This window comes from Segetibacter koreensis DSM 18137 (assembly GCF_000374045.1).
GTDB classification, from domain to species: domain Bacteria; phylum Bacteroidota; class Bacteroidia; order Chitinophagales; family Chitinophagaceae; genus Segetibacter; species Segetibacter koreensis.
In genome coordinates, this window is the sequence record NZ_KB893314.1 from 449,032 (window position 1) to 473,270 (window position 24,239).

20 protein-coding genes are annotated in these 24,239 nt (G+C 36.6%); 11 read left to right on the top strand and 9 right to left on the bottom strand.

The features are described 5' to 3' along the window. Positions 1-4: 4 nt before the first annotated feature. Complete coding sequence (locus tag B154_RS32095; protein WP_018611438.1) at positions 5-907, top strand: TraR/DksA family transcriptional regulator; 903 nt, start codon at positions 5-7, stop codon at positions 905-907. A gap of 96 nt (positions 908-1,003) precedes the next feature. Here the strand turns inward: B154_RS32095 and B154_RS0102015 are convergent, their stop codons facing one another. Further along, a complete protein-coding gene (locus tag B154_RS0102015; protein ID WP_018611440.1) occupies positions 1,004-1,846 on the bottom strand; it encodes a DUF2911 domain-containing protein in 843 nt (280 codons plus the stop codon). A 237-nt stretch (positions 1,847-2,083) separates the two neighbouring features. Between B154_RS0102015 and B154_RS33555 the strand changes: the two genes are divergently transcribed. Together B154_RS33555 and B154_RS0102025 are read left to right on the top strand one after the other, a co-directional pair. Next, the gene (locus B154_RS33555; protein ID WP_018611441.1) at positions 2,084-4,369 is read left to right on the top strand and encodes a TonB-dependent receptor; all 2,286 of its coding nucleotides are present in this window, start codon (positions 2,084-2,086) and stop codon (positions 4,367-4,369) included. Positions 4,370-4,448: 79 nt separating this feature from the next. Then, a complete protein-coding gene (locus B154_RS0102025) occupies positions 4,449-4,967 on the top strand; it encodes a DinB family protein (protein WP_018611442.1) in 519 nt (172 codons plus the stop codon). A 117-nt stretch (positions 4,968-5,084) separates the two neighbouring features. On the opposite strand, the gene B154_RS0102030 is transcribed toward B154_RS0102025, so the two are convergent. Further along, positions 5,085-6,476 (bottom strand): undecaprenyl-phosphate glucose phosphotransferase, encoded by a 1,392-nt coding sequence (locus tag B154_RS0102030; protein ID WP_018611443.1) that lies wholly within the window; start codon positions 6,474-6,476, stop codon positions 5,085-5,087. Positions 6,477-7,207: 731 nt separating this feature from the next. Here B154_RS0102030 and B154_RS0102035 point away from each other — a divergent pair. Then, positions 7,208-7,435 carry a CDGSH iron-sulfur domain-containing protein gene (locus B154_RS0102035; protein ID WP_018611444.1) on the top strand — a complete coding sequence of 76 codons (228 nt, stop codon included), beginning with the start codon at positions 7,208-7,210 and terminating at the stop codon, positions 7,433-7,435. 20 nt (positions 7,436-7,455) lie between these two features. On the opposite strand, the gene prfB is transcribed toward B154_RS0102035, so the two are convergent. Then, a protein-coding gene (gene prfB / locus B154_RS0102040) for a peptide chain release factor 2 (protein WP_211217441.1) occupies positions 7,456-8,551 on the bottom strand; the annotation gives its coding sequence in 2 pieces (ribosomal slippage) (positions 7,456-8,502 and positions 8,504-8,551; 1,095 coding nt in all). Between the two features lie 540 nt (positions 8,552-9,091). Between prfB and pfkA the strand changes: the two genes are divergently transcribed. From pfkA to B154_RS27430, 3 genes are all read left to right on the top strand, one after another. After that, on the top strand, positions 9,092-10,075 hold the full coding sequence (gene pfkA, locus B154_RS0102045) for a 6-phosphofructokinase (RefSeq protein ID WP_018611448.1): 984 nt from the start codon (positions 9,092-9,094) through the stop codon (positions 10,073-10,075). Between the two features lie 72 nt (positions 10,076-10,147). Further along, on the top strand, positions 10,148-11,635 hold the full coding sequence (pyk, locus tag B154_RS0102050; RefSeq protein ID WP_018611449.1) for a pyruvate kinase: 1,488 nt from the start codon (positions 10,148-10,150) through the stop codon (positions 11,633-11,635). A gap of 196 nt (positions 11,636-11,831) precedes the next feature. Continuing rightward, positions 11,832-14,126 (top strand): glycoside hydrolase family 20 protein, encoded by a 2,295-nt coding sequence (locus B154_RS27430; protein ID WP_018611451.1) that lies wholly within the window; start codon positions 11,832-11,834, stop codon positions 14,124-14,126. A 149-nt stretch (positions 14,127-14,275) separates the two neighbouring features. Here the strand turns inward: B154_RS27430 and B154_RS0102060 are convergent, their stop codons facing one another. Beyond that, on the bottom strand, positions 14,276-14,737 hold the full coding sequence (locus B154_RS0102060; protein WP_018611453.1) for an FKBP-type peptidyl-prolyl cis-trans isomerase: 462 nt from the start codon (positions 14,735-14,737) through the stop codon (positions 14,276-14,278). A 75-nt stretch (positions 14,738-14,812) separates the two neighbouring features. Next, entirely contained in the window at positions 14,813-15,130 is a 318-nt protein-coding gene (locus B154_RS0102065; protein ID WP_018611455.1) for a hypothetical protein, read from the bottom strand. 113 nt (positions 15,131-15,243) lie between these two features. On the opposite strand from B154_RS0102065, the gene B154_RS0102070 reads away from it, so the two are divergent. Beyond that, entirely contained in the window at positions 15,244-16,173 is a 930-nt protein-coding gene (locus tag B154_RS0102070) for a hypothetical protein (RefSeq protein ID WP_018611458.1), read from the top strand. 150 nt (positions 16,174-16,323) lie between these two features. Here B154_RS0102070 and groL read toward each other — a convergent pair whose 3' ends face one another. Both groL and B154_RS0102080 read right to left on the bottom strand, forming a co-directional pair. Next, positions 16,324-17,964: a chaperonin GroEL gene (gene groL, locus B154_RS0102075; RefSeq protein WP_018611460.1), complete on the bottom strand. Its 1,641-nt coding sequence runs from the start codon at positions 17,962-17,964 to the stop codon at positions 16,324-16,326. A 229-nt stretch (positions 17,965-18,193) separates the two neighbouring features. Beyond that, a complete protein-coding gene (locus B154_RS0102080) occupies positions 18,194-18,478 on the bottom strand; it encodes a co-chaperone GroES (protein WP_018611462.1) in 285 nt (94 codons plus the stop codon). Between the two features lie 262 nt (positions 18,479-18,740). Between B154_RS0102080 and nusB the strand changes: the two genes are divergently transcribed. From nusB to coaE, 3 genes are all read left to right on the top strand, one after another. Continuing rightward, entirely contained in the window at positions 18,741-19,673 is a 933-nt protein-coding gene (nusB, locus tag B154_RS0102085; RefSeq protein ID WP_018611464.1) for a transcription antitermination factor NusB, read from the top strand. Between the two features lie 85 nt (positions 19,674-19,758). Continuing rightward, positions 19,759-20,103 carry a preprotein translocase subunit YajC gene (yajC, locus tag B154_RS0102090; protein WP_018611466.1) on the top strand — a complete coding sequence of 115 codons (345 nt, stop codon included), beginning with the start codon at positions 19,759-19,761 and terminating at the stop codon, positions 20,101-20,103. A 127-nt stretch (positions 20,104-20,230) separates the two neighbouring features. Then, positions 20,231-20,821, top strand: a complete 591-nt coding sequence (coaE, locus tag B154_RS0102095; protein WP_018611468.1) for a dephospho-CoA kinase — start codon at positions 20,231-20,233, stop codon at positions 20,819-20,821. Positions 20,822-20,905: 84 nt separating this feature from the next. Here the strand turns inward: coaE and B154_RS0102100 are convergent, their stop codons facing one another. Continuing rightward, positions 20,906-22,324: an MATE family efflux transporter gene (locus tag B154_RS0102100; protein ID WP_018611470.1), complete on the bottom strand. Its 1,419-nt coding sequence runs from the start codon at positions 22,322-22,324 to the stop codon at positions 20,906-20,908. Between the two features lie 287 nt (positions 22,325-22,611). Further along, entirely contained in the window at positions 22,612-24,066 is a 1,455-nt protein-coding gene (locus B154_RS0102105) for a glycoside hydrolase family 30 protein (protein ID WP_018611473.1), read from the bottom strand. Positions 24,067-24,239: the final 173 nt, after the last annotated feature.

Below are 24,239 nucleotides of genomic sequence, written 5' to 3' on the forward strand. Positions count from 1 at the left end.
TATAATGGCTGCAAAAAAACCTTTAAAAGGAGCAAAGCCTGCTTCTGATGCCAGTGAATTTTTAAAAAAAGCTGGAACAACAAAAGTTACCTCTGGAAAAAGGGAACCTGTAGTGCCATTAAAACCAACAAAACAAACATTTGACAAGCAGGAAAATAAGTTAGCAACACGTACAAAATCTGAGTTTGTTGCAGATAAATTTACTAAATCAACGACCGGAGAATCTAGAGAAACAGATTTAGACAAACCGGTTACTAAAAAATCGAAAGCCCCAGTGAAAAAAACACCAATAGAAAATTCGAAGGATAGCAAAGAAGTCGCTTCAACAAAAAAAGAAGTATCTGAAAAAAAGTCTAAAGCAACTGTTGAGGTAGAAAAAGAAATAAAAACTCCCAAAGCATCTTCAAAGGCTGCAAAATCAGCAGAAAATAACCATGTGGTTATTCCAAAAACATCTACAGATAAAAAAGTAGATTATGAACCTGATTTTATGAAAAGTGTTTTAGACACTCCAGCCTCTGCTCCAGCTAATCCCACTATGCGGTATAGCGATGCGGAATTACAGGAGTTTAGAGATCTGATTGGAAAAAAATTAGATGCTGCAAAAAAAGAGCTGGCATACCTTCAGGGTCTGATAACACGCCGTGATGAAATGGGAGGAGATGAGACAGACAATCGGTACATGACCATGGAAGATGGTGGAATGAGTATGGAAAGGGAACAACTGAGCCAAATGGCAAGCCGCCAGATCACTTTTATCGATCATCTTGAAAAAGCCCTTATGCGTATTGAAAACAAGACGTATGGTATTTGTCGTGTTACTGGTAAGCTCATAGATAAAGCGCGCCTCCGTGCCGTACCACATGCCACCTTGAGCATGGAAGCTAAAATGGGAACTACAAAATAATCAAAAAAATTGTTTCAGCATCGAAGACGTTTACATTATCAATGAAAAACTCCCTCAATAAAGGGAGTTTTTCATTTTCAACCTTAAAAGAACGAGTTAAAGCTGCTTCAATAATTTATTTCCAAAATTTTCGTAATCTGCATTTTTTGCTTCTTTAGCAAGCTCAATTGTTTTCATCGCACTTGCTTTTGCACCAGCCTTGTCTCCCATGTCTTTCTGAATTCTTGCTTTTTGTAAATACATAAAATACGCTTTCGGGTTTTCAGCTATTGCCTTATCAATATACTCTAAAGCCTTTTGATAGTTTTTGTCATACTCATAATAAAAAGTTGCGGCTTGGCTGTAAGGTTTTTTGTCGCCTTGTAGAGCTGCTTCTAATTGAGTGCGGATACGGTCTTTTATATTGGTTGTAATGGGAACAGCTACATCACTATTACCCCACCTTAAATGCAGTTCGCAGCTTTCATTTTTTACATTTGCAAACTGCATTGTAAAAGTTTCAATTTTTTCTTTAATAGTAGTAACAGGTGCTTTCAAACGAACAACATCGTCACTTTCTTTAAAACCCTCTGAACCGGGATACGCTGTGCCTTTACTGAAAACAACATCCCATTGCCCCTGGTTTGGAACAGTATAAATGACATAACTTCCAGAGTCAAGGTTTTTTCCGCCAATAGTAACATTGTCTGAAAAATGGATTTTTGTCGCTGCATTTGCGCCTGTTCTCCAAGGCCTACCATAAGGAGCAAGCTCACTGCCGGCACCAAAAACCTGGCGACCTTTTATGCCGGGACGGCTGTAAGTTAATTCTATTTTACCCATACCAAAATCCTGTATAATTGTCTGGGTAGTGCTGGGAGCTGGCATTGTTACCTGGGCATTTGCGGTAGCGGCAAATAACGCAACAGAAGTAAAAACAATTGAAAATACTTTTTTCATAAATCTAATTTCTGCAAACGTACAGCAAGAAGTATAAAAACGTGATATTATAATGCGAGTAATTATAAGGTTGTTTTCAACAAGAAAAAAGCGGTATATGAAAAGTAGTTTTAAATAAGACTATTCTTACTTCTGGCAATACAAGTTTCACCATCAATTAAAAATAAATTCATCGAATGAATATATTTTATTTAAGTTTGTTAAAATAAAAATTTAGACAAGGCTAAATAGAAATCAATGAAATATCTCTTCTTAAGCTTTTTAGTATTGTTGACAGCTTTCGTTACTCCGGCTCAGCAGACAGTACCAATAAAAGAAAACACTTTACAAGGAAAGGTTACATCGAACGGCCGCCCCTTATCTAACGTCACTGTTATTGAAGAAAGCAATAGAAAAGGGGCGATTACAAATGCGGAAGGGTTGTTTATTTTAAAAAATATACCACCTGGTAAAATAAAACTTCATCTTTCAAGAATCGGCTACGTGCACCAGGTAAAAGAAGTTGTGATTAAAGAAGGTGAAAACCTTGACAGCATTGATGTAAAGCCAGCCGAAACTGTAATGGAAGAAGTTGTGGTTAGCGGAACAATGAAGGCCATCTCAAAAATGGAAAGCCCGATTCCAGTTGAAGTATATTCCCCGGTATTATTTAAAAAAAATCCTTCGCCCAATATATTTGAAAGCCTTCAAATGGTCAATGGTATTCAACCACAGCTTAATTGCAGTGTATGCAACACTGGAGATATACATATAAATGGAATGGAAGGACCGTACACTATGATTCTGATCGATGGCATGCCAATAGTAAGTAGCTTATCAACAGTGTATGGTTTAGCAGGTATACCAAATAGTATGGTAAAAAGAATTGAAGTGGTAAAAGGCCCCGCCTCAACATTATATGGAAGTGAAGCTATAGGAGGGTTAATAAATATTATTACTAAAGACCCGTTAACTGCAGACAAATATAAAACAGATATATCGGTAACCAGCATTGGAGAGTATAATGTAGATGTAAATACAAAGCTTAAAAGCGGTGATAATGTCTCCATTTTGGGGATGAACTATTTTAACTATTGGAGGAAAAGGGATATTAACCATGACAACTTTACGGATGTAACACTACAAAACCGCTTTTCATTATTTAATAAATGGAACTTCAAAAGGAAGAATAATAAGTTGTTTACCCTGGCGTGGAGATATGTGTTTGAAAACCGCTGGGGCGGAGAATTAGAATGGAATAAAACCTATCGTGGCTCCGACAGTATCTACGGTGAAAGTATTTATACAAACCGTTATGAACTTATTGGGAATTACGAATTGGCAAAAAACTTATTTGTCGATTTTTCATACAATTACCATCACCAGGATAGTTATTATGGCATCACGTCTTACAACGCTTCACAACATGTGGCTTTTGGACAATTACGCTATAACAGAAATTTCAACAAGCACGAAGTTCTTTTTGGCATGCCTTTTCGATTCACCCGGTATGACGATAATTCTCCTGCAACTGCAAAAGCAGACGGCAAAAATCTTCCTTATGTAACTTATTTACCCGGTATTTTTATTCAAGACGAATGGAAATTTGATGAAAAGCTGACGACATTAATGGGAGTACGTTATGATTATAATAACAATCATGGCAGCATAATTACGCCGCGTATAAGCTTTAAATATTCTCGTGGTAAATTAAGCACCATAAGATTAAGTTCGGGCAACGGTTATCGTGTCGTAAATCTTTTTACCGAGGATCATGCAGCATTAACAGGTGCAAGAAAGGTTATAATAACTGAAACATTGAAGCCCGAAAAAAGCTGGAACATAAATCTCAATTACTCTGCTCAAATTAGTTTGCCAAAAGGGTTTGCCGTATTTGATGCAAGTGCTTTTTATACTTATTTCACAAATAAAATTGTGGGTGATTTCATTACGGACCCAACTAAAATTATTTATGAAAATTTAAAAGGTCATGCTATCTCAAAGGGAATTACAATAAACGCAGATCTGTCTTTTATCAACGGAATTAAAGCGAATGCAGGCATTACTTATATGGATGTTTATGAAATAGATATAAACATTTCGGGAAACAAAACAAAAGTACCTCAATTATTCGCTCCAAAATTTTCGGGCACATATGCTGTAAGCTATTCGATACCTAAAACAGGCTTATCGGTTGATTGGACAGGAAGAATAAATGGATCAATGTATTTGCCGGTACAACCAAAAGATTTCCGGCGGCAGAAATCGCCTCTGTATTGCATTATGAATTTGCAGCTAACAAAGACATTAAAAAAAAGCTGGGAAATATATGCAGGAATCAAAAATCTTCTAAACTTTGTTCCGGTTGATGTCTTTATTCATTCCGATGATCCATTCAACAAAGCAGGAGGAAAATACTTTGATAACAATGGAAATGCAAGAGCTGATACCAATCCCAATGGCTATACTTTTGACCCCAGTTATAATTATGCATCGGTACAGGGGGCAAAAGGATTTTTAGGCCTTCGATGGACAATAAAATAGGATTTAAAAAAAGTATTGTTAACTGACTAATTTAGAGCTTTAAATTCCATCTTTAAGATTATCAATAAACTAAAAGTGGATGACAGAAATGAATAAGCCTGAAGTATGGCTACGAGGCCCGGTTGCAAATATTCCTGTGCTGCTACAACCTGTTGCACACGCATTGTTGCAGGCAAGGGAAGAAGTAAATAAAATTCTTGTAAATTTCCCCGAAAACCATCTTTGGAGTAAACCTGCGGGTGTTGCATCAGTAGGTTTTCATTTACAACACTTGAAGGGGGTATTGGAGAGGTTATTCACCTATGCGCAGGGCCAGGCGCTTAATGAACAACAACTGAATGCACTTTCATTAGAAGGAAAGCCTGGAGAAAACAACATAATGCTTCAAGAGCTTGTACAATTATTTAACCAACAGGTTGATAAAGCCCTGGAACAACTACATTTTACAAACGAACAGATATTAAATGAGCCACGAGGTGTTGGAAGAGCAAAGCTTCCATCGACAGTATTAGGGCTATTGGTACATGCTGCCGAGCACACCATGAGGCATGTCGGACAATTATCTGTGACTGTGAGGGTTATTAAAAGCAGTCTTTAGATTTAGATTTAAGCAAACTCAATTTTTCCAAGCTGATGATGGCGTAAATACGATACAACCGGCAGTTTCAATTACATTTTTTGATGAAAAAATATTTAGACAAAGAATGCTTATTTTTTAATAAGCATTCTTCTCTCCTTTCAATACATTGAAAACTGTTAGAAATACAATTTTTATATCTAAAAGCAGGCTCCAGTTCTCGAGGTACCAGATATCGTAGTAGACCCTGTTTTTTATTTCTGAAGTCTCAGTAATTTCTCCCCTATAGCCATTTACCTGCGCCCAGCCAGTGATACCAGGTTTTGAAAAATGGCGTACCATGTATTGATCCACTATTTTAGAATAATCATCTGTATGTTTAATCATGTGAGGTCTCGGACCGACAATACTCATGTTACCAATTAAGACATTAATAAACTGAGGAAATTCATCAAGACTTGTACGCCTAAGAAACCTGCCAATCTTAGTAACCCTGTCGTCATTTTTAGTAGCTTGCTGCAAATCGGCATTTTTATTAATTTTCATGCTTCTAAACTTATAGCATAAAAAGCTTTTTTTATTTTTTCCGGTACGAAACTGCGAAAAGAAAACCGGCCCTGGAGACTCAATAAAAATAAGTAAACTGAGTAGCGGAATTAGCCAGGAAAGAATAAACAGAATAACAAAAGAACTCATAACAATATCAAAAATTCTCTTTTTTACCCTATTATTAAAATCGTCTAATGCTACACTCCTTACCGTTAATATAGGCATATCGTTGAGATACGAGACAAAAAAGGGTCCTTTGATAAAAACAGAGAAGTCAGGTACAATTCTAAACCTGATACATTCATGTTCTGCCTGTTGTATTATTGTGTACAGCTGAGAATTTTGTTCAGGAGTTATAGAAGAAAATATTTCATCTACCTTATGGTGCTTGGATATCTCTACTGTTGATTTAATATCGCTTAGTATCGGATAATGAGAAAGCTCGGTTACATTATCTTCATTTTCTGTAAAACCTACAATTTCTGTATTAATCCCTTCCTGTTCTAAATAAGAAGCTAATTTTTTAGCGGTGTTATTATAACCAATAATAAGAATGCGTTTTACATATTTATTTCCTTTTTTAACATACAATTTTAAACCTATATAGGCAAAACGATTAAGAACAAGACCGAAGCCAAAGGCAAAAATCAATGAAAATATAAATAACCTGGAGAGTAAAAATTGCCCGGTAAAGAATTCATATAAAATTAAAAAGGAAAACCAAAAAAGATAAACTTTGATTGTTCTGCCAAAAAAAAGCTCAAAAGATAGTATTGTCTTTTCTCCATATATACCACCTAACCAAACGCATATTATCCAAATAACGTTTATCCATATCCAATATTGAAAATAATAATTTAAGTATTCATTAGGTATTCGGTCTCTGAAAAATAAGTGAGATATAATAAAAACAAGATTTAGCATTGCTATATCCAAACCGAAAAGTGTTGTCTGCAGGAAACGTAAAAATTGCTTGTTCATGGTTTTTAAAAGAATTCTGCTGCGATATTAATGATTTTAGATGAACTGGTTCTATCAAAGGTTGCAATGCAGAGGTGGACTGTTTAGATAAATAGTAATATGGCAGCAAATTTCCCAATGTTCTTATACAATACAAACAAATATTAATAATTAAAAAACAACTACAAAAAATCTCAAACTTCGGGTAATAAAAATCAATCTTAATATATATTTCTATAAGATCGTAATATGCCCAGATAAAATTTTATACTGCTGCTCCTTCAACCTTTCCAACACCTTATCTATTTGAAACTGTCGTTGTTTATTCGGGCGGCGTACAACTAATAAGACGATCGACTGCAGGTGTTTATTTATAGAGGCACTTGATTTCAATTATGACAAGAATCAATAGACCCCACTTTTGGCAGGGTCTATATCTTGAATAGGCAGTTAGTGTTGGTTATTTAAACTATAAATAACTGTAAAAAAGAAAAAACTAAACTTTATAACACTTAAACAGACAGAAAAGGTGGAAAAAAAGCTGCATGAAAATTATTTTTTTTAAAGCAATTATCCAATGCTGCTATAAAGAAGGAAGATACGTGCTGGCAACAAATTCCTCCGTCTTATAATTTTCGTAAATCGCTTTATTTAGCGTTCCTATATCTTTCTAATATTGACTGATTCTAGAAATTAGAAGAAATAACTTATTTCTAATTCTATATTTGCGCCAATTAATTTATAAAACACATATGGCGTCAACTAAAATTACAGTAAACAACAACGGTTCTTTATTAGTAGAAGGTGATTTTGAAATTGTAGATAAAAACGGAAATATTTATGACCTGGGCGGAAGGGAAAAAGTTTCCATCTGTCGTTGTGGCCTTTCTAAAAATAAGCCTTTTTGCGATGCTTCTCATAAGGGCCATTTTGAACATGAGGCCATTGCCTTTGCTCTGCCCCCAAAAAAAGTTAGCTAAAGATCGAATCGCAAGGAGGATTAAGCTGCTTCTTCCTCCTTTTGCATCATCAGGTAAGCCTTAATGAAGCCATCCAGTTCTCCATCCATCACTGGTTGCACGTTACCCACTTCATAATCGGTTCTATGGTCTTTGATCATTTTGTACGGGTGGAAAACATACGAGCGTATCTGGCTGCCCCACTCTATTTTTTTCTTACTGGCATTGTTGGCATTTTTAATCTCTTCACGTTTGCGCATTTCTTCTTCATGCAGCCGGCTTTTAAGCATTTTCATAGCCTTCTCACGGTTCTCACCCTGTGTTCTTGCCTGTTGACACTCCACTATAATTCCAGAGGGCTTGTGTGTTAAGCGAACAGCTGTTTCAACTTTGTTTACATTTTGTCCGCCTGCTCCTCCACTTCTAAAGAAAGCCCATTCCACATCTGCGGGATTTACTTCAATTTCGATTGTATCATCAATCAAGGGATAAACATAAACACTGGCAAAGGAAGTGTGCCGACGCGCGTTACTATCAAATGGAGAAATGCGAACAAGTCTATGCACACCACTTTCTGCTCTTAAAAACCCGTAAGCAAACGGACCCTCAAACTGAAGTGTGGCACTCTTAATACCCGCTCCATCACCTTCCTGCAGGTCGAGCTCGGTTACGTTCCAGCCTTGTTTCTGCCCATACATCCTGTACATACGCATAAGCATTTCTGCCCAGTCCTGGCTTTCTGTTCCGCCTGCCCCTGGGTTAATCTGCATAACGGCAGTAAGCTCATCTTCGGGCTGGTTAAGTGTGCTTTTAAACTCTGCTTCTTCTATAGCTGCAATAGCGTGATCGTATGCTTCCTTTGCCTCCTCTTCAGTAGCCTCCCCCCCTTTCCAAAAATCAAACAGCACAGCAAAGTCTTCAACCGCTGTTTCTACTGCATGGTACAGCTTTGTCCAAAACTCATTTAGTTTAATTTCTTTAAGAATGCCGGTGGCTCTTTCATTATCATCCCAAAATCCCGGCGAAAGCGAAAGTTGCTTATCATTATCTATTTTAGCCTGACGATTATCGACGTCAAAGAAACCTCCTTAGGACAACTACGCGGTCCCTCATTTCCTTAATTTGTTCCTGTGTCATAGGTTGCAAAAGTAAGGGAAAATTATTTGAAGGGCGTTTTGCAGAAAATGGATAAATTTTGTAGTCCCAATCTCAAAAATCAACCTGTTTTTTTCAATTGCAACGGAAATTTTTAGATGAACGATTAAAAAACTTGTTTACGTTTATACATTCTTTAAAAGTTGTAAGGAATAGATAAAGTTTGCAACAAAAAACTGAAATTTGTGGTGCCATTTTCTACAAATTAGGTGACTAATATGCAATTGTTTGCGTCGGTGCCGCCAACCTTGTTATAAAGGTTAAAAGATATATGATTGTAGTATCAGATTAATCATAAATTTTATATTGTCGATAGGAAAAACGATTCCGGGTGACTTGAATCCTAAACATTTTCAAAATTATTTACAGTTTTACACCTAGATATTTTTTAAAAGGCTGTAATATTAAAAGAGTGCTTACCGTTTTACATGTAATTTCTTAGTTTTGCGCCTTCATTTAAATTACACTGCAATAATTATAAATACTGCTTAAAGAAAATTTAAAGAACCTATAGCAATTATCATGGCGACAAAAGTTACAAAACTGGCTGTTTTAACCTCGGGGGGAGATAGTCCCGGTATGAATGCGGCAATACGAGCAGTAGTGAGAACTGGCATTTATCACGGACTTGAGGTGTACGGCGTAATGAGGGGGTATAACGGAATGATAGAAGATGATATTTTTAAAATGGAAAGTCGTAGTGTTGCAAACATTATTCAACGTGGCGGAACTATTTTAAAATGTGCGAGAAGTAAAGAATTCAGGGAATATGCCGGAAGGGAGATCGCTTATCAAAACCTGAAAAAAAGAGGCATAAATGGATTAGTAGTAATTGGTGGAGATGGCAGTTTTAAAGGTGCACAAATATTTAGCAACGAATTTGACATTCCGTGTATAGGACTGCCTGGCACTATAGATAAAGATATAGCGGGTACAGATTTTACCATTGGTTTTGATACTGCGGTTAACACAGCTGTTGAAGCAATAGATAAAATAAGAGATACTGCAGACGCGCACGACCGCCTCTTTGTGGTAGAGGTAATGGGACGTGATGCAGGATATATTGCGCTACACAGCGGCATTGCAACAGGTGCAGAAAATATTTTAATTCCTGAAACGAAGACAGATATTGAGGAACTCGTAAACTCTCTTTCTGAAAAAGAAAAAAGAAGAAAGCTGGTAAACCTGGTAGTAGTGGCCGAGGGCGACGAGTTTGGAGGTGGAAATGAAATAGCACGAATCGTTAAAAGAAGATTGCCAAATATTGATACCAGGGTTTGCATACTTGGTCATATACAACGCGGAGGATCACCAAGCTGTCTTGATCGCTTAATCGCAAGCCGTATGGGATATCATGCTGTAGAAAGCTTAATACAAGGCAGGTTTAATGTGATGGTAGGAATAGTAAATAACAAAATGTATTATACACCTCTTGATCATGCCATAAAAGCAAAACAAAAGATGAGTAACCAGTGGCTTAAAATCGTTAAGATTTTAGCCAGCTAAATTAAAAGGAGTATTTTTAAAAATTATTCTAATAAGATTTCAAAGATTAATACAATATTATAATTATAACCAATGTCAAAAGAAATTTCGCAATATCTGAACAAGCAAACGGACCGAAAGATCAATTTAGATACTTTAACACACCGCACAAAAATTGTCGCCACTGTTGGTCCTGCATGTGATACATACGAAAAGTTAGTTGAACTTGTACAGGCAGGTGTAAATGTTTTTCGTCTGAATTTTTCACATGGTTCTCATGAAGATAAAGCGCAGATCATTCAGCATATTCGTACATTGAATGAACAAGAACACTGCAACATTTCTATTCTTGGAGATTTGCAGGGTCCTAAGCTACGTGTTGGTGAAATTGAAAACAATGCATTGAAAGTTGAAACGGGAGATATTCTCACATTTACCAACGAAAAATGTGTGGGAACGATGGAGAGAATATACGTGTCATACCCCAACCTTGCCGGTGATGTGAAATTAGGAAACATTATATTGATAGATGATGGAAAACTGGAAGTAAGGGTTGTTGACATTCTTCGCAACGGAGATGTAAAAGTAGAAGTGACACTCGGAGGTGTTTTATCATCTAAAAAAGGTATTAATCTTCCTGATACAAAAATTTCTTTACCGGCCTTAACTGATAAAGACCTTGAAGATCTTAGTTTTATTATAGATCAGCAGCTCGATTGGGTTGCATTATCATTTGTAAGAAATGTAAAAGATATTGTAATACTTCGCAGCAAGCTGGATGAAAGAAAAAGCAAGGCAAAGATCATAGCAAAAATTGAAAAGCCAGAAGCTGTTGCAAACATTCGCGATATTATAGTTGAGAGTGACGCTATTATGATCGCACGCGGAGATTTAGGTGTTGAACTGCCTGTAGAAAAAGTTCCGATGATACAAAAAAATATTATCAGAAAATGTTTACATAGAGCGAAGCCAGTTATTGTAGCTACCCAGATGATGGAAAGTATGATAGATCGTGTAAAACCTAACAGAAGCGAAATAACCGACGTGGCTAACGCTGTGCTTGAAGGAACTGATGCAGTAATGCTAAGTGGTGAAACAGCTACGGGTCAGCACCCTGCACTTGTTGTACAGACAATGGTAAAAATAATAGCGGAAGTTGAAAAAGAATATAGGTATAACCGCGAAGAAGATTTAAAACCTCAACCACACTCACCGTCGTTTTTAAGTGATGCTGTTTGCTACAATGCATGTAAAATAGCTCGCGATGTGAATGCTGATGCAATAATTGGTATGACAAAAAGTGGTTACACTGGTTTTGTTTTAAGCAGCTACCGACCAAAGGCACCTTTGTTTATTTTCTCAAAAGAAAGATCTTTAATTAACCAGCTAACCCTTAGTTGGGGCGTGAGAGCATTTTTCTATTCAGAAGAAGAAAGTCTTGACTCAATCATTTCTGACCAGATAGAAATTTTAAAACAGAGAGGGTTTTTAAAACCAGGAGACACCGTAATCAATACAGGAAGTACACCCGTTCAATTGCACTTGCCAACAAACGTTTTAAAGATTTCAAGAGTAGAATAAAGTAAAAAGTTTTAGTAAAAAACCCCAATAATAAAAAGATTGGGGTTTTTTGTTTAAAGAAATGCGTGGCAACACTCTTCGTCCTAGGATTTAGTTTTATTATTTTAAAGTTCTAAAACATAACGAAGTTTAATAATAATGATAACTAAGAAATAAACCGACAATTAATTTTAAGAATAAAAAGAAAAAAAAAACAATGACAAAAATAACAATAGTACTTTTTCTGTTTTTTACTACTTCACTATTTGCACAGGATAGTAATATTAATATCATCCCTGCACCTGTTAGTTACAAAGTAAGTGAAGGAAAATTTCTTTTTAACAATAAAACAAAAATTGCTTTTAGTGATTCTGCGGAACTAAACTCTGCTAATTTTTTAAACGATTATCTTAAAAGCTATTATGGTTTTACTTTAGGAATAATTAGAAAAGCTAAGGCACCATCAAATTGTATTTTATTAAGTACTCGAAGAACGGTACAAAAGCCCGAACACGATGGAAGATATACGCTTACCATTAACCCGAGAAACATAAGCATTGTAGGTGATACTTACCAGGGAACTTTTTATGGTATACAAACACTATTGCATATGCTGCCACCCACGTCACAGAATGAATATGCGCTTCCATGTGCATCTATCGAAGATTACCCGCGTTTCCAATACAGGGGAATGCACCTGGACGTAGGCCGTCATTTTTTTCCTGTAGACTTCATAAAAAAATATATTGATTACATCGCTCTTTACAAAATGAATACTTTTCACTGGCATTTGACAGAAGACCAGGGCTGGAGAATTGAAATAAAAAAATATCCAAAACTGACATCTGTTGGAGGCTTTAGAAACGGTACTATTATTGGTCATCATCCTGGCACCGGTAACGACAGCTTAAGATATGGCGGCTTCTACACGCAGGATGAAATACGGGATGTTGTGAAGTATGCTGCTGACCGCTTTATAACTGTGATTCCAGAAATAGAATTACCCGGGCATTCATCTGCTGCCATTGCTGCATATCCTGAGTTGAGCTGTTTTCCTAACGAGCCTACAAAACCCGCTGCCAATTCTGTCTGGAGTGGAAGCCGCGAGGGAAAACAAGTACAGCAGGCGTGGGGAGTATATGAAGATGTCTTTTGTCCATCAGAATATACTTTTACTTTCTTAGAAAATGTATTGGATGAAGTAATGCAATTATTTCCATCGCAATACATACACATAGGTGGAGATGAATGTCCTAAAGAATCATGGAAACGCTCTGAATTTTGCCAACAGCTCATAAAAGAAAAAGGATTGAAGGATGAGCATGGATTACAAAGCTATTTTATACAAAGAATAGAAAAATATATAAACAGCAAAGGCAAAAAGATAATAGGATGGGATGAAATTCTTGAAGGCGGCCTTGCACCTAATGCTACTGTAATGAGTTGGCGTGGAGAACAAGGTGGGGTTGATGCAGCTAAACAAAAACATAATGTTGTTATGACTCCCGGTAGCTATGTTTATTTCGACCATTCGCAAAGCAAACACGAAGACTCCCTTACTATCGGTGGATATTTGCCGGTTGAGGTAGTATATGGTTATGAGCCTATACCGAAAGAATTAGACTCAACTGAGGCAAAATATGTATTAGGTGCACAGGCTAATATTTGGACAGAATATATGAAAACCGGCCAAAAAGTTGAATATCAAATATTTCCAAGGATGAGTGCTTTGAGTGAAGTATTGTGGTCGCTAAAGGAAAAAAGAAACGCTAGTGATTTTGAGAAAAGAATGGTTCAAGAGTTTAAGCGATATGATCTATGGAAGGCAAATTACAGCACGGCATATTATGATATTAAATCGACTATCACGCCTGCTAAAAGAGATGGAGCTATTCTATGGTCATTGGAAAGCAAAAGCAAAGCGCCGATTTATATAACAAACAATGTAACTAGTGCAGGACTTAAATATGAACAGCCCCTTTTAATTAGCGGCTCTGGTAACTATACTGTTTCAATAGTGGACCAAAAAAAATTATTGGATTCGGTTAGCCAGAACTTTTCTTTTAATAAAGCAACAGGTAAAAATATAACCCTTGCAAATCCACCATCTGCTCCTTACTTAGGGACTGGCGGAGCTTTTGGACTAGTGAATGGGGTGAAATCTGAAAAAGGATACCCGTCAGACGAATGGCTGGGCTGGAAAAACAGCGATTTAGATGCTGTTATTGATTTAGGCAAAACACAGGATGTCTCTAAAGTAAGCTTAGATGTATGGAAACAGGAACGAAGCATGATATTTCTACCTAAATCTGTACAGATATCAACTTCAACAGATGGAAAAATCTGGAATAACAGTTTAACTCAAACGATGGCGGAAAAACCATTTAATGATAGCAGGAAAATTACACTTGCTTTTAACCAACCAACACAGGCACGGTACGTAAAAATAGTAGCCGTAAACAATGGATCTACAGATAGCTGGTTATTTGCAGATGAGATCGAAGTTGAATAAACAAATCGACAGGATATTTTTACTAAACCTATTCTCTATGTTTACAAGATCGCCACGGCTTGTAAGTCGTGGCGATCAACATTTATACAAGGTATTTTGTAAAAACCGAGAAGGACTTTCAAATAAACCTTAAAAATTGGTTATACAATTTACTGTACATCGGTAAGGGTCACATCAAAAAACAAGACTGAATTAGCAGGAATTGGACCACTACCATTACAGCCATAAGCATACGCAGAAGGAATGATCAATTTTATTCGTCCTCCCTTTTTAATTAATGGAATTCCTATTTGCCAGCCTTCTATTACCTCACTTAAGTAAAAATTAACCGGGCTTGTTGATTCGTCAAATTTTGTTTCATTAAGAAGCTTGCCTGTGTACGTTACAGATACTTTTGAATTCCGTGTCGGAACTGCCCCGCTCCCCGGATTTATAATTTCGTAATAAATACCACTACTATGTTTTGTAGCATGAATACTATCTTTCGCAGCATATGCTAATATTTGTGGTTCTTCAGTCTTAGGTTCAACAGGTGTACAGCCGGTCTCTTGTTTAGAACATCCTGCACATGACATAATTAACAAACAGGTAAACAGTAAAAAATGCTTCATTCAGTTTTTTAAATTAATGGTAAAAAGTTACGTGTTAATGTGACTATCAATTGAAGCTTTTTGCTGCACCTGCTGCTAAGAATTTTGTATTTCTTTCTTTATTTTAAGTTCCTGGTATTTTTGATCATTCATTTCCCAACGGTGGCGGCTATAAAAAATACTACAAAAAAAAACAATAATAATAATCGCAATAATCAAAACAAGCGGAGTTGACTGACTGTTTGCTACCATAGTAGCCCTGGTATACCACCCTGACATAAAATTTAGAAGTATGCCCAAACCTATAAGTAATCCCAATGGCAACCCAAAAGATATTTGCCTAAAAAAGCTTTTTTCTTTTTCTTTATTATTCTCCCAATAAACCAAAAACTTTTCTTCCTGCTCTGTTAACATATAACAAAGGTAAATTCAAATACGTTAAATTGCTTATGAATAAAAACTTAAATGTATATTTAAGAGGTAAATATTTTATAAAAAATATGCTTGTGTAACCAAAAAATTTTCCTGTGAAATTTGATGATCAACTTGCTGCATATCTCTACGAATACAAACAACTAACTCTTGAGGGAATAGGATCTTTCACTTTAGACGAAAATGTAAGAGTGCCAAATGAACAGGAAAAAGAGATCTATTATCCTATTGAAGGTTTATCGTTTCATTATAATCCAAAAGCTATTACTGATGAAAACCTCATATTTTTCTTAATTAAAAAGTTACATAAAATAGAGCCCTTAATACGATCAGACATTGAATCATACTTGTTTAACATAAAAGTATTCCTCAATATAGGTAATCCTTACACTATTGAAGGAATTGGAACATTAAACAAAAGCAACCAGGGCATTTATGAGTTTACACCTGGCCAATTCGAGCCGGCAAAACAAGAGATGAGTCCGAAAAGGGAAAATCCTTCTCATAATTATACTGTAAGATCAAAATCTTCTGTAGGGCGCGTGCTTGTAATAATCCTTATTGTTATCTCAGCCCTTGCAGGCATTACCGGTATCGGCTGGGGTATTTATAACCTGGTAGCAAAACAAGCCGAAACAAATGAAGATACGGGTATACTCAAACAAGCAGATACCAGCGAAACTGCGCAGCCTGCTAAAAAAGATTCTGAAAGATTAACAACAAGTACGGCACCTATTCCTATAGTTTCTAACAAATCAAAAGACAGTGCTAAAACAAGTAGTTTAGTACCATATAAAATGGTGTTCGAAATAACAAAGTCTAAAGAAAGAGCTACCAGCAGAACCGCACAATTAAATAATCTCCATTCGTATACCCAATATGATTCCATTCCTATAAACGATAGTGTAGCTTATTACAGGCTGTTCCTGCCAATGAAAATAAATCCCGCTGATACAACACATGTTAAAGACTCGCTCAGGATATTTTTTGGGAAAAAAATTTTTATAGAAAAGCCTAATGAGTAAAACCATCACATCTTTTTATTGAAATACAATCATCTTAGACCCGATAAGTTTATTATAAAAAAAAATCCCCTGCTGCAACCGCAACAAGGGATTTCTATTTTATTAAATTCACTAAGAGACAAAATTTTTCTTTTCCCGTTAGGGTAAGAATTAATAATCCATTCCACCCATTCCACCTGGCATTCCACCTGGAGCACCTGCAGCAGATTTAGGTTCTGGTTTATCTGCAACAACACACTCGGTAGTTAACAACATACCTGCAATTGAAGCTGCATTTTCCAAAGCAACGCGAGTTACTTTTGTTGGGTCAATAACACCTGCAGCAAATAAATTTTCATATACTTCTGTACGGGCATTAAAACCATAATCACCAGTTCCTTCTTTTATTTTCTGTACAACTATTGAACCTTCTATACCGCTGTTGATAACAATCTGGCGAAGTGGCTCTTCAATAGCTCTTTTAATGATCTGGATACCTGTAGTCTCATCTTCGTTGATACCTTTCAATGTATCAAGAGAACTGATAGCACGTACATAAGCAACGCCACCGCCTGGTACAATACCTTCTTCAACCGCAGCACGGGTTGCATGCAAAGCATCATCAACACGGTCTTTCTTTTCTTTCATTTCAACTTCGGTAGCAGCACCAACATATAATACTGCAACACCACCGCTTAATTTAGCAAGACGCTCTTGTAATTTTTCACGATCGTAGTCAGAAGTTGTATTCTCAATCTGAGATTTGATTTGATTAACACGTGCAGTAATTGCTTCTTTCTCACCTTTACCACCAACCACTGTTGTATTATCTTTATCAATAGTTATAGAAGCAGCTGTACCTAAGTAAGATAAATCAGCATTCTCAAGTTTGTAACCTTGTTCTTCACTTATAACTGTACCAGCAGTAAGAACAGCAATATCCTGCAACATTTCTTTTCTGCGGTCGCCAAATCCTGGAGCTTTAATAGCAGCAACCTTAAGGGTACCACGTAATTTGTTAACAACCAAAGTAGCTAATGCTTCACCTTCAAGGTCTTCAGCAATAATTACTAACGGACGGCCACTTTGAGCAACTTTCTCAAGTATATGAAGAATATCCTTCATTGCAGATATTTTCTTATCATAAATAAGAATATACGGATTCTGCAATTCAGCTTCCATCTTCTCACTGTTAGTCACAAAGTAAGGGCTAATATAACCACGATCAAACTGCATACCTTCTACAACATCTACAGTTGTATCAGTACCTTTTGCTTCTTCAACAGTTATAACACCTTCTTTACCAACTTTCTGCATAGCCTGAGCTATTAATGCACCAATTTCGCTGTCACTGTTTGCAGAAATAGTAGCAACCTGCTCTATTTTCTGAGAATCAGAACCAACAGCCTGAGATTGAGTACGCAGATTTGCAATTACAGCCTGTACAGCTTTATCTATACCACGTTTTAAATCCATAGGATTTGCTCCGGCAGCTACGTTCTTCAAACCTTCGGTAATAATAGACTGAGCTAAAACAGTGGCTGTAGTAGTACCATCACCTGCTATATCGGCAGTTTTAGATGCTACTTCTTTTACCATTTGCGCGCCCATGTTTTCTATGGCATCTTCCAATTCGATTTCTTTTGCCACAGTAACACCGTCTTTAGTCACAGAGGGAGCTCCAAACTTCTTCTCAATTACAACATTACGACCTTTTGGTCCCAATGTCACTTTCACTGCGTTCGCTAATACATCGACACCCCTTTTCATTTTGTTGCGGGCATCGGTTTCAAAAAACAATTGTTTAGCCATATTTAAAACGTTTTAGGTTTTTAATTTTTAAAATTGCTGAACCGGCAGAATCACTTTATTCATCATTCTTGCGACGCTCCGTTCAACGATAAACTTCCAATTTTTACATCTAAACCGGTAAATTATAATTTTCTGATGCGAAATGTTGTTTTACACTTTTTACAAAAAGATTATATTATTTACCGACATCCAAAAAATACAATAATTCCTGATTTTGAAAATAGTGGTTCTAAACGATTGCTAAAATGTCACTTTCGCGCATAATAAGATATTCGCCACCTTCTACTGAAATTTCAGTTCCTGCATACTTGCCATAAAGAACTGTATCACCTACTTTTACCGTTACTGGTTCATCTTTTTTACCAGGACCTGCTGCCACAACTAAACCTTTCTGAGGTTTTTCTTTTGCAGTATCCGGAATAATAATGCCACCAGCAGTTTTTTCTTCAGCCGCAGCGGGCTTTACTATCACCCTGTCATGCAATGGGGTAATGTTTAAATTCTTGTCAGCCATACTTTTATGTTTTGTTTTTAGTAAAAGAATTGGTTTTGCTCCTACCCCTCTACTATTGTGCCACTAGTTATAAAAAAGTCAAATTTGCAGACAGTGACATATGTTGACAGTTTTGTTATCATTGATGACAGTTACACTCTGTCAGAAGAAAGCGGATGATTAAAAGTAACGGCATTAACAACTTAACTACGACGTTGTAGGGCCTACATCTCGCTTCTAATTCCTATCTTCGCAGCCCAATCAAAAAAAGTCCTTTCGGAAAATGATTAGCAGAAGAAATATTAGGGTTAAAGTGATGCAAACGCTTTATACTTTAAATACAGCGGATACCGGACAAAACAATGTAGATCCAGTAAAATTATTAAAAAAACAGTTAGACGCCTCCAGGCAACTTTTTATATACCTGTTATATGTACTTACAGAAGCGGCACGATATGCTGAGAAAGATGCAGCAAAACGTGCTTCTAAAAATTTGCCAAGCCATCAGGATTTAAATGTAAATATCAAGCTTTCGGGAAACGAGTTTTTATGGAAAATCCTGGAGAATGAATCTTACAAAAAGGCTGTCGAAAATGAGAAGCCATACTCTATAGAAGGTATCTCTGAAGAAATTAAAAGAATTTATAATCAGCTGACAAAAACAGAGGAATACAGTCAATATATTTTGGCGCAAAGCAGGGAAAAAAAATCTGAAAAAGACATTATTACCTTTATTTTCACCAACCTGATGCTTCCTTCAGAAAGCTTTATCAGCCACGTGGAGGAACATTTTAGCAATTGGGATGATGATGCAGAGATGATGAACCAATTGATGCTCAATTACCTTCAAAAGCCAGGCAGTTACAATTTGCAGGAAATGGTTTCGCAGGAAAAATGGGAATTTGCAAAAAGCCTTTTACTTACAACCAGGGAAAAACATGATGTTGCACTTGACCTAATCAAGCCAAAATTAAAAAACTGGGATGCAGAAAGAATTGCTATACTCGACATGTTACTAATGGAAATGGGAGTTTGCGAATTGTTGTTTTTTGAAACTATTCCTACAAAAGTTACTATTAATGAATATATAGACCTTGCAAAGGCTTATAGTACGCCACAAAGCGGGCAGTTTGTCAATGGAATATTAGATAGTATTCATAAAGAACTGGCTAGTCAGGATAAAATTCATAAAGTCAATTTTAAGTTGAAAGCGTAAAAGCCCATATGTAAAACCGTGCTTCTTCCTATTAGAAAATTAACGACTAAATAAAACAACTCTAACTAAATAAAAATTATAACCAATGATTCAAGCCTTTTATTTATTATCTGCCGATCCAAAAAGTGGCGGTACAGTTCAGTTACTAATGATGGGTGCTATCATGCTTGTTTTTTATATGTTTATGATTCGTCCACAAGCAAAAAAAGCTAAAACCCAAAAGCAATTTATAAACGATATCAAGAAAGGTGACAAAGTGGTAACGATTGCCGGCATTCATGGCGTTGTAAACCGCGTAAACGACGATAACGCTACTATACAATTGGAGGTTAACCCCGGAAGTTATATGAAGATTGAAAAGTCAGCAATCAGTCTTGAGTGGAGCCAGGCTCTTAACAAACCAGTTGCCACCACTACGGAAACCAAATAAAGGTTTTTTTTAGGTACTATAAAAATCCGGAATCTGAATGTTGAATACAGCAATTTTCAGAAGTTCGGATTTTTTACTTCTTAGAACTTTTTCATCTAATGTTTAAAAGCCATTTTGGGTTTTGGGTATGCTTAAAATAGGACTAACAGGTGGTATTGGCAGCGGGAAAAGTATTGTAGCCGGCATTTTTAAAGTATTCGGCATTCCTGTATTTGACGCCGATACTGAGGCTAAACTAATTATGGAAAAAGATGAACAACTGGTTTTATCTATCCAAAAATTGTTTGGAAATGATAGTTATACAGGTAAAATATTAAACAGGAAATATCTTGCTAATATTGTTTTTAACGATCCTGGTAAGCTTCAACAATTAAATGCTCTTGTTCACCCTGCCGCTATTCTCGCTGCTAAAAAATGGATGGATACTCAAACTGCTCCTTATGTAGTTAAAGAAGCTGCACTTCTTTACGAATCTGATTCTGCCCGTCATCTTGATTTTGTTATAGGAGTTCATGCTCCACAAGCTTTACGTATAAAAAGAGTGATGGAAAGAGATAATGCAAGCGAGGAACAGGTACTTGCAAGAATAGGGCGACAAATGAATGAAGAAGAGAAAATAAAATTATGCGATTTTGTCGTAATAAACGATGAGGAGCAATTACTCATTCCGCAAGTTTTGCAATTGCATAAAAAATTCTTATCAATGTTGTCTGCTTAAAATATAGAGTGACACGAGAAGACAAGAGCGGATGTTTAAAAGCTATTGTCTTCTTCTATGCCTCTGTCTGTTTAAACCCAAACGCTAGATCTTTACGTTTTTCCAAAATCCTTTTTTAAATATTAAATACGATGCTATCGTCAGAGCTGTTTCTGCAATAACAATAGCAAGAAAAACACCTTTGGGACCAAGATTTAAATAAATAGCGAGTGTATAGGCAAGCGGAATTTGAAATCCCCAGAAGCCTGCAAGATTGATATATGTAGGAGTTCTGCTATCGCCTGCGCCGTTGAATGCATTCATTAGCACGAGACCTAAACCATAAGCAATGTAACCTAGACTAACAATCTGCAAAGCCTGGATTGCAACTACTACTACTTCATTTTGGTTGTTGATAGCAGAAACAATCGGTCTTGCGAAAAAGAAAAAGATAACGGTAACAATTGCCATAAATATCATATTGTATTTGGCTGTTATCCATACACTTTTTTCAGCTCTGCCAGGTTCTTTTGCTCCCAGGTTCTGACCTACAAGCGTGGCCGCTGCATTACTTAATCCCCATGCAGGTAACATAAAAAACGAAATGATACGCAGGGCTATAGTGTAACCTGCAATAGCATTGCTGCCAAAACCCGCAATAATACGTGCAAGAAACAGCCAACTGGCAGTTGCTATTAAAAACTGAAAAGTAGAGGTAGTTGCTACATTTACCAGTGATTTTATAATTTTTATTTGTGGTGCGCAATGACTTAATCGTACAGCCAATATTCCCTTTCCTTTTATAAGGTGAAATACCTGGTAGCAAACGCCAATACCGCGGCCGGTAGTGGTTGCCACAGCGGCGCCGGTTAAGCCTAAAGCAGGAATGGGTCCGAAACCGAAGATTAAAATCGGGCAAAGAATGATGTTGCAAATATTCGCTATCCAGAGGCTTCTCATTGCTATGCCTGCATCTCCTGCGCCACGAAAAATACCATTAATCAAAAACAACATGATAATAACAACACAACCGCCGAGCATGGTGCGCGCATAAGGAACACCAATTGCCAAAACAGTTTGAGGAGCATGCAGTAACTGAAGAATATCTTTGGCAAAAATGCATCCGGCCACAGATATAATTATAGTACAGCCCAACGCAAGTATAATTGCCTGCATTGCTGATTTTGATGCTTCTTCTATATTCTTTTCTCCCACACGCCTTGCAACCATGGCCGTTGCAGCCATACTAAGGCCAATAGCTATCGAATAAATAATCATCAAAAAAGCTTCCGTCAATCCTACTGTTGCGGCGGCATCTTTTCCCAAACGTCCAACGAAGAAAATATCTACCACAGCAAATACACTTTCCATACACATCTCCAGTATCATAGGTATAGCTAACATAAAAACAGCCCGGCGCATGCTTCCTTTGGTAAAATCTTCCTGGCCTCCTTTTATTGAATCTTTTATAAACTGAAAAAGAAATAACGCTTCTTTTTTTATAGAGATGACTTGAGCAGACATTGAAGTTCTTTTAAAAATTAGAAATGAAATATTGGCGCGATTAGTATCGCTAAAAGTTTCCAGAAAAACAGCGTTTCTTGTTTCGAACAAGAAATAATCAGAACTTCATATGCGTAGAATTAAACGATTTTGAAATCGTTAGACAAAACTATATTTCTTTATCTACATTTAAAAGATGTATTAGATAAAAGGTTTATTTTTTATTTGAAAGGAAATTTTTTCTTTTTAAAATTTTAAAAAAGAAATGTTCGAATCATTGATTCTGCACTTACCGATGCCATTTTTAATCACCATACATAAGTACCTACAGCGCCAGCAGGCAATATAGCAGTAGCAGATTTGCCTTTGTAAAGTATATTAAATGCCTGCTTAGATGTACCATCATTTTGTACAATAACTACTTTATTGCCTGCCGGTGTTTTAAAAGCTACATTTGGAAGCAATGTATTTACGTTCGAAAAAATTCTTACGGAACCTGGTCTTACAAACTTTGAAGCATGCGCAATTATATAATACGCAGGATTCCTTATTACTTTATTTCCGTCAATAGTGATTGCTCCGAGACAACGGTCGCAGCCTCCGGGAGTATGCGGGTTTTGATTGGGATCTGCAGCTAAGTTCCACTCAAGTACGGTTCGCGCCCAATTGCGCGTTGCACCGATTACCAATGTTTTTACATGCCATTTTAAATCTTCCGGAAAGTTACCGGGAGCACCTATCCACTGCTCAGTAAAATAAACGTTTTTATCAGGATGTGCATTGTGAACTTCTGTTAATGCTTCTATGGGACCGGCATACAAATGAAACGCAGAGCCATCAATATATTTTTTAGCTTCGGGATCATTTAAAATGCTGATAGGATAATCCGGCCTGTCTGCATTGTGATCATAAATAATTATTTTGGTAGCAATATTTGCTGCTTTAAATGCAGGCCCCAAATTATTTTTTATAAACTTTTCCTGGTCAGGCGCCAGCATCAACATGCTTGGATTGTTGCCGGGATGCAATGGTTCATTTTGAATAGTTATCGCACCTATGTTGATACCTTCCGCTTTCATTGCCCGTATGTACTTAACAAAATAGTTCGCATATACATTATAATATTCCGGCTTTAAACTTCCGCCTTTTGAACTGTCATTTGTTTTCATCCAGGTGGGAGGAGACCAGGGAGAACCTAATATTTTAATTTTTGGTAAAATCTTTATGATTTCTTTTAATACCGGTATGAGGTCTTTCTTTTCATAATCGATAGAGAATTTTTCAAGTCTCTCATCCTTCTCTCCCGGCTTCAAATCATCATATGAAAAAACATGATCATCGAGATCAGATGCACCAATGCTGATGCGTAAGTAACTCACTCCTATATTATCTGCATCGGTTGCAAATAGTTCTTTTAATAAAGCCTTCCTGCTTTCAGCATTCATTTGATGTATCAGCGTGGCGCTTCCTCCGGTCAGGCAATATCCAAAACCATCAATGGGCTGAAAGGACTGCTTATCATTTACCTCAATAGCTTGATTTTGATTTTTTACACTACTAAAACGTAATTTATCTTTTTGCTGTTGAAACAGGGCAGATTTATCAGCATTGGTAAGCCATACACTTACTCCGTTCGCTTCCCCGTATTTTGTTTTACTAGCAACCGCTGCCATGCCTGATTTTTTTTTCTGGCAATTGCCTTCATGCATAAATAAAAAAAATGTCAGAGCCGTAGTTAACAGTGTAAGTAATTTTCGCTTCATACGTCAAAGTACGAAATTTATCAATTTACTTAAAAAACATTCCTTTTAAAAAGCAGAGATGCCTCTGCCATTTTACATGCACAGGCATCTATATTAAAACCAATTCACCAAAGTTAAATATTAGAAAGTTTATGTTAGTATGGCCAGGCGGTAAAGCTGATGTTTTAGGTTTA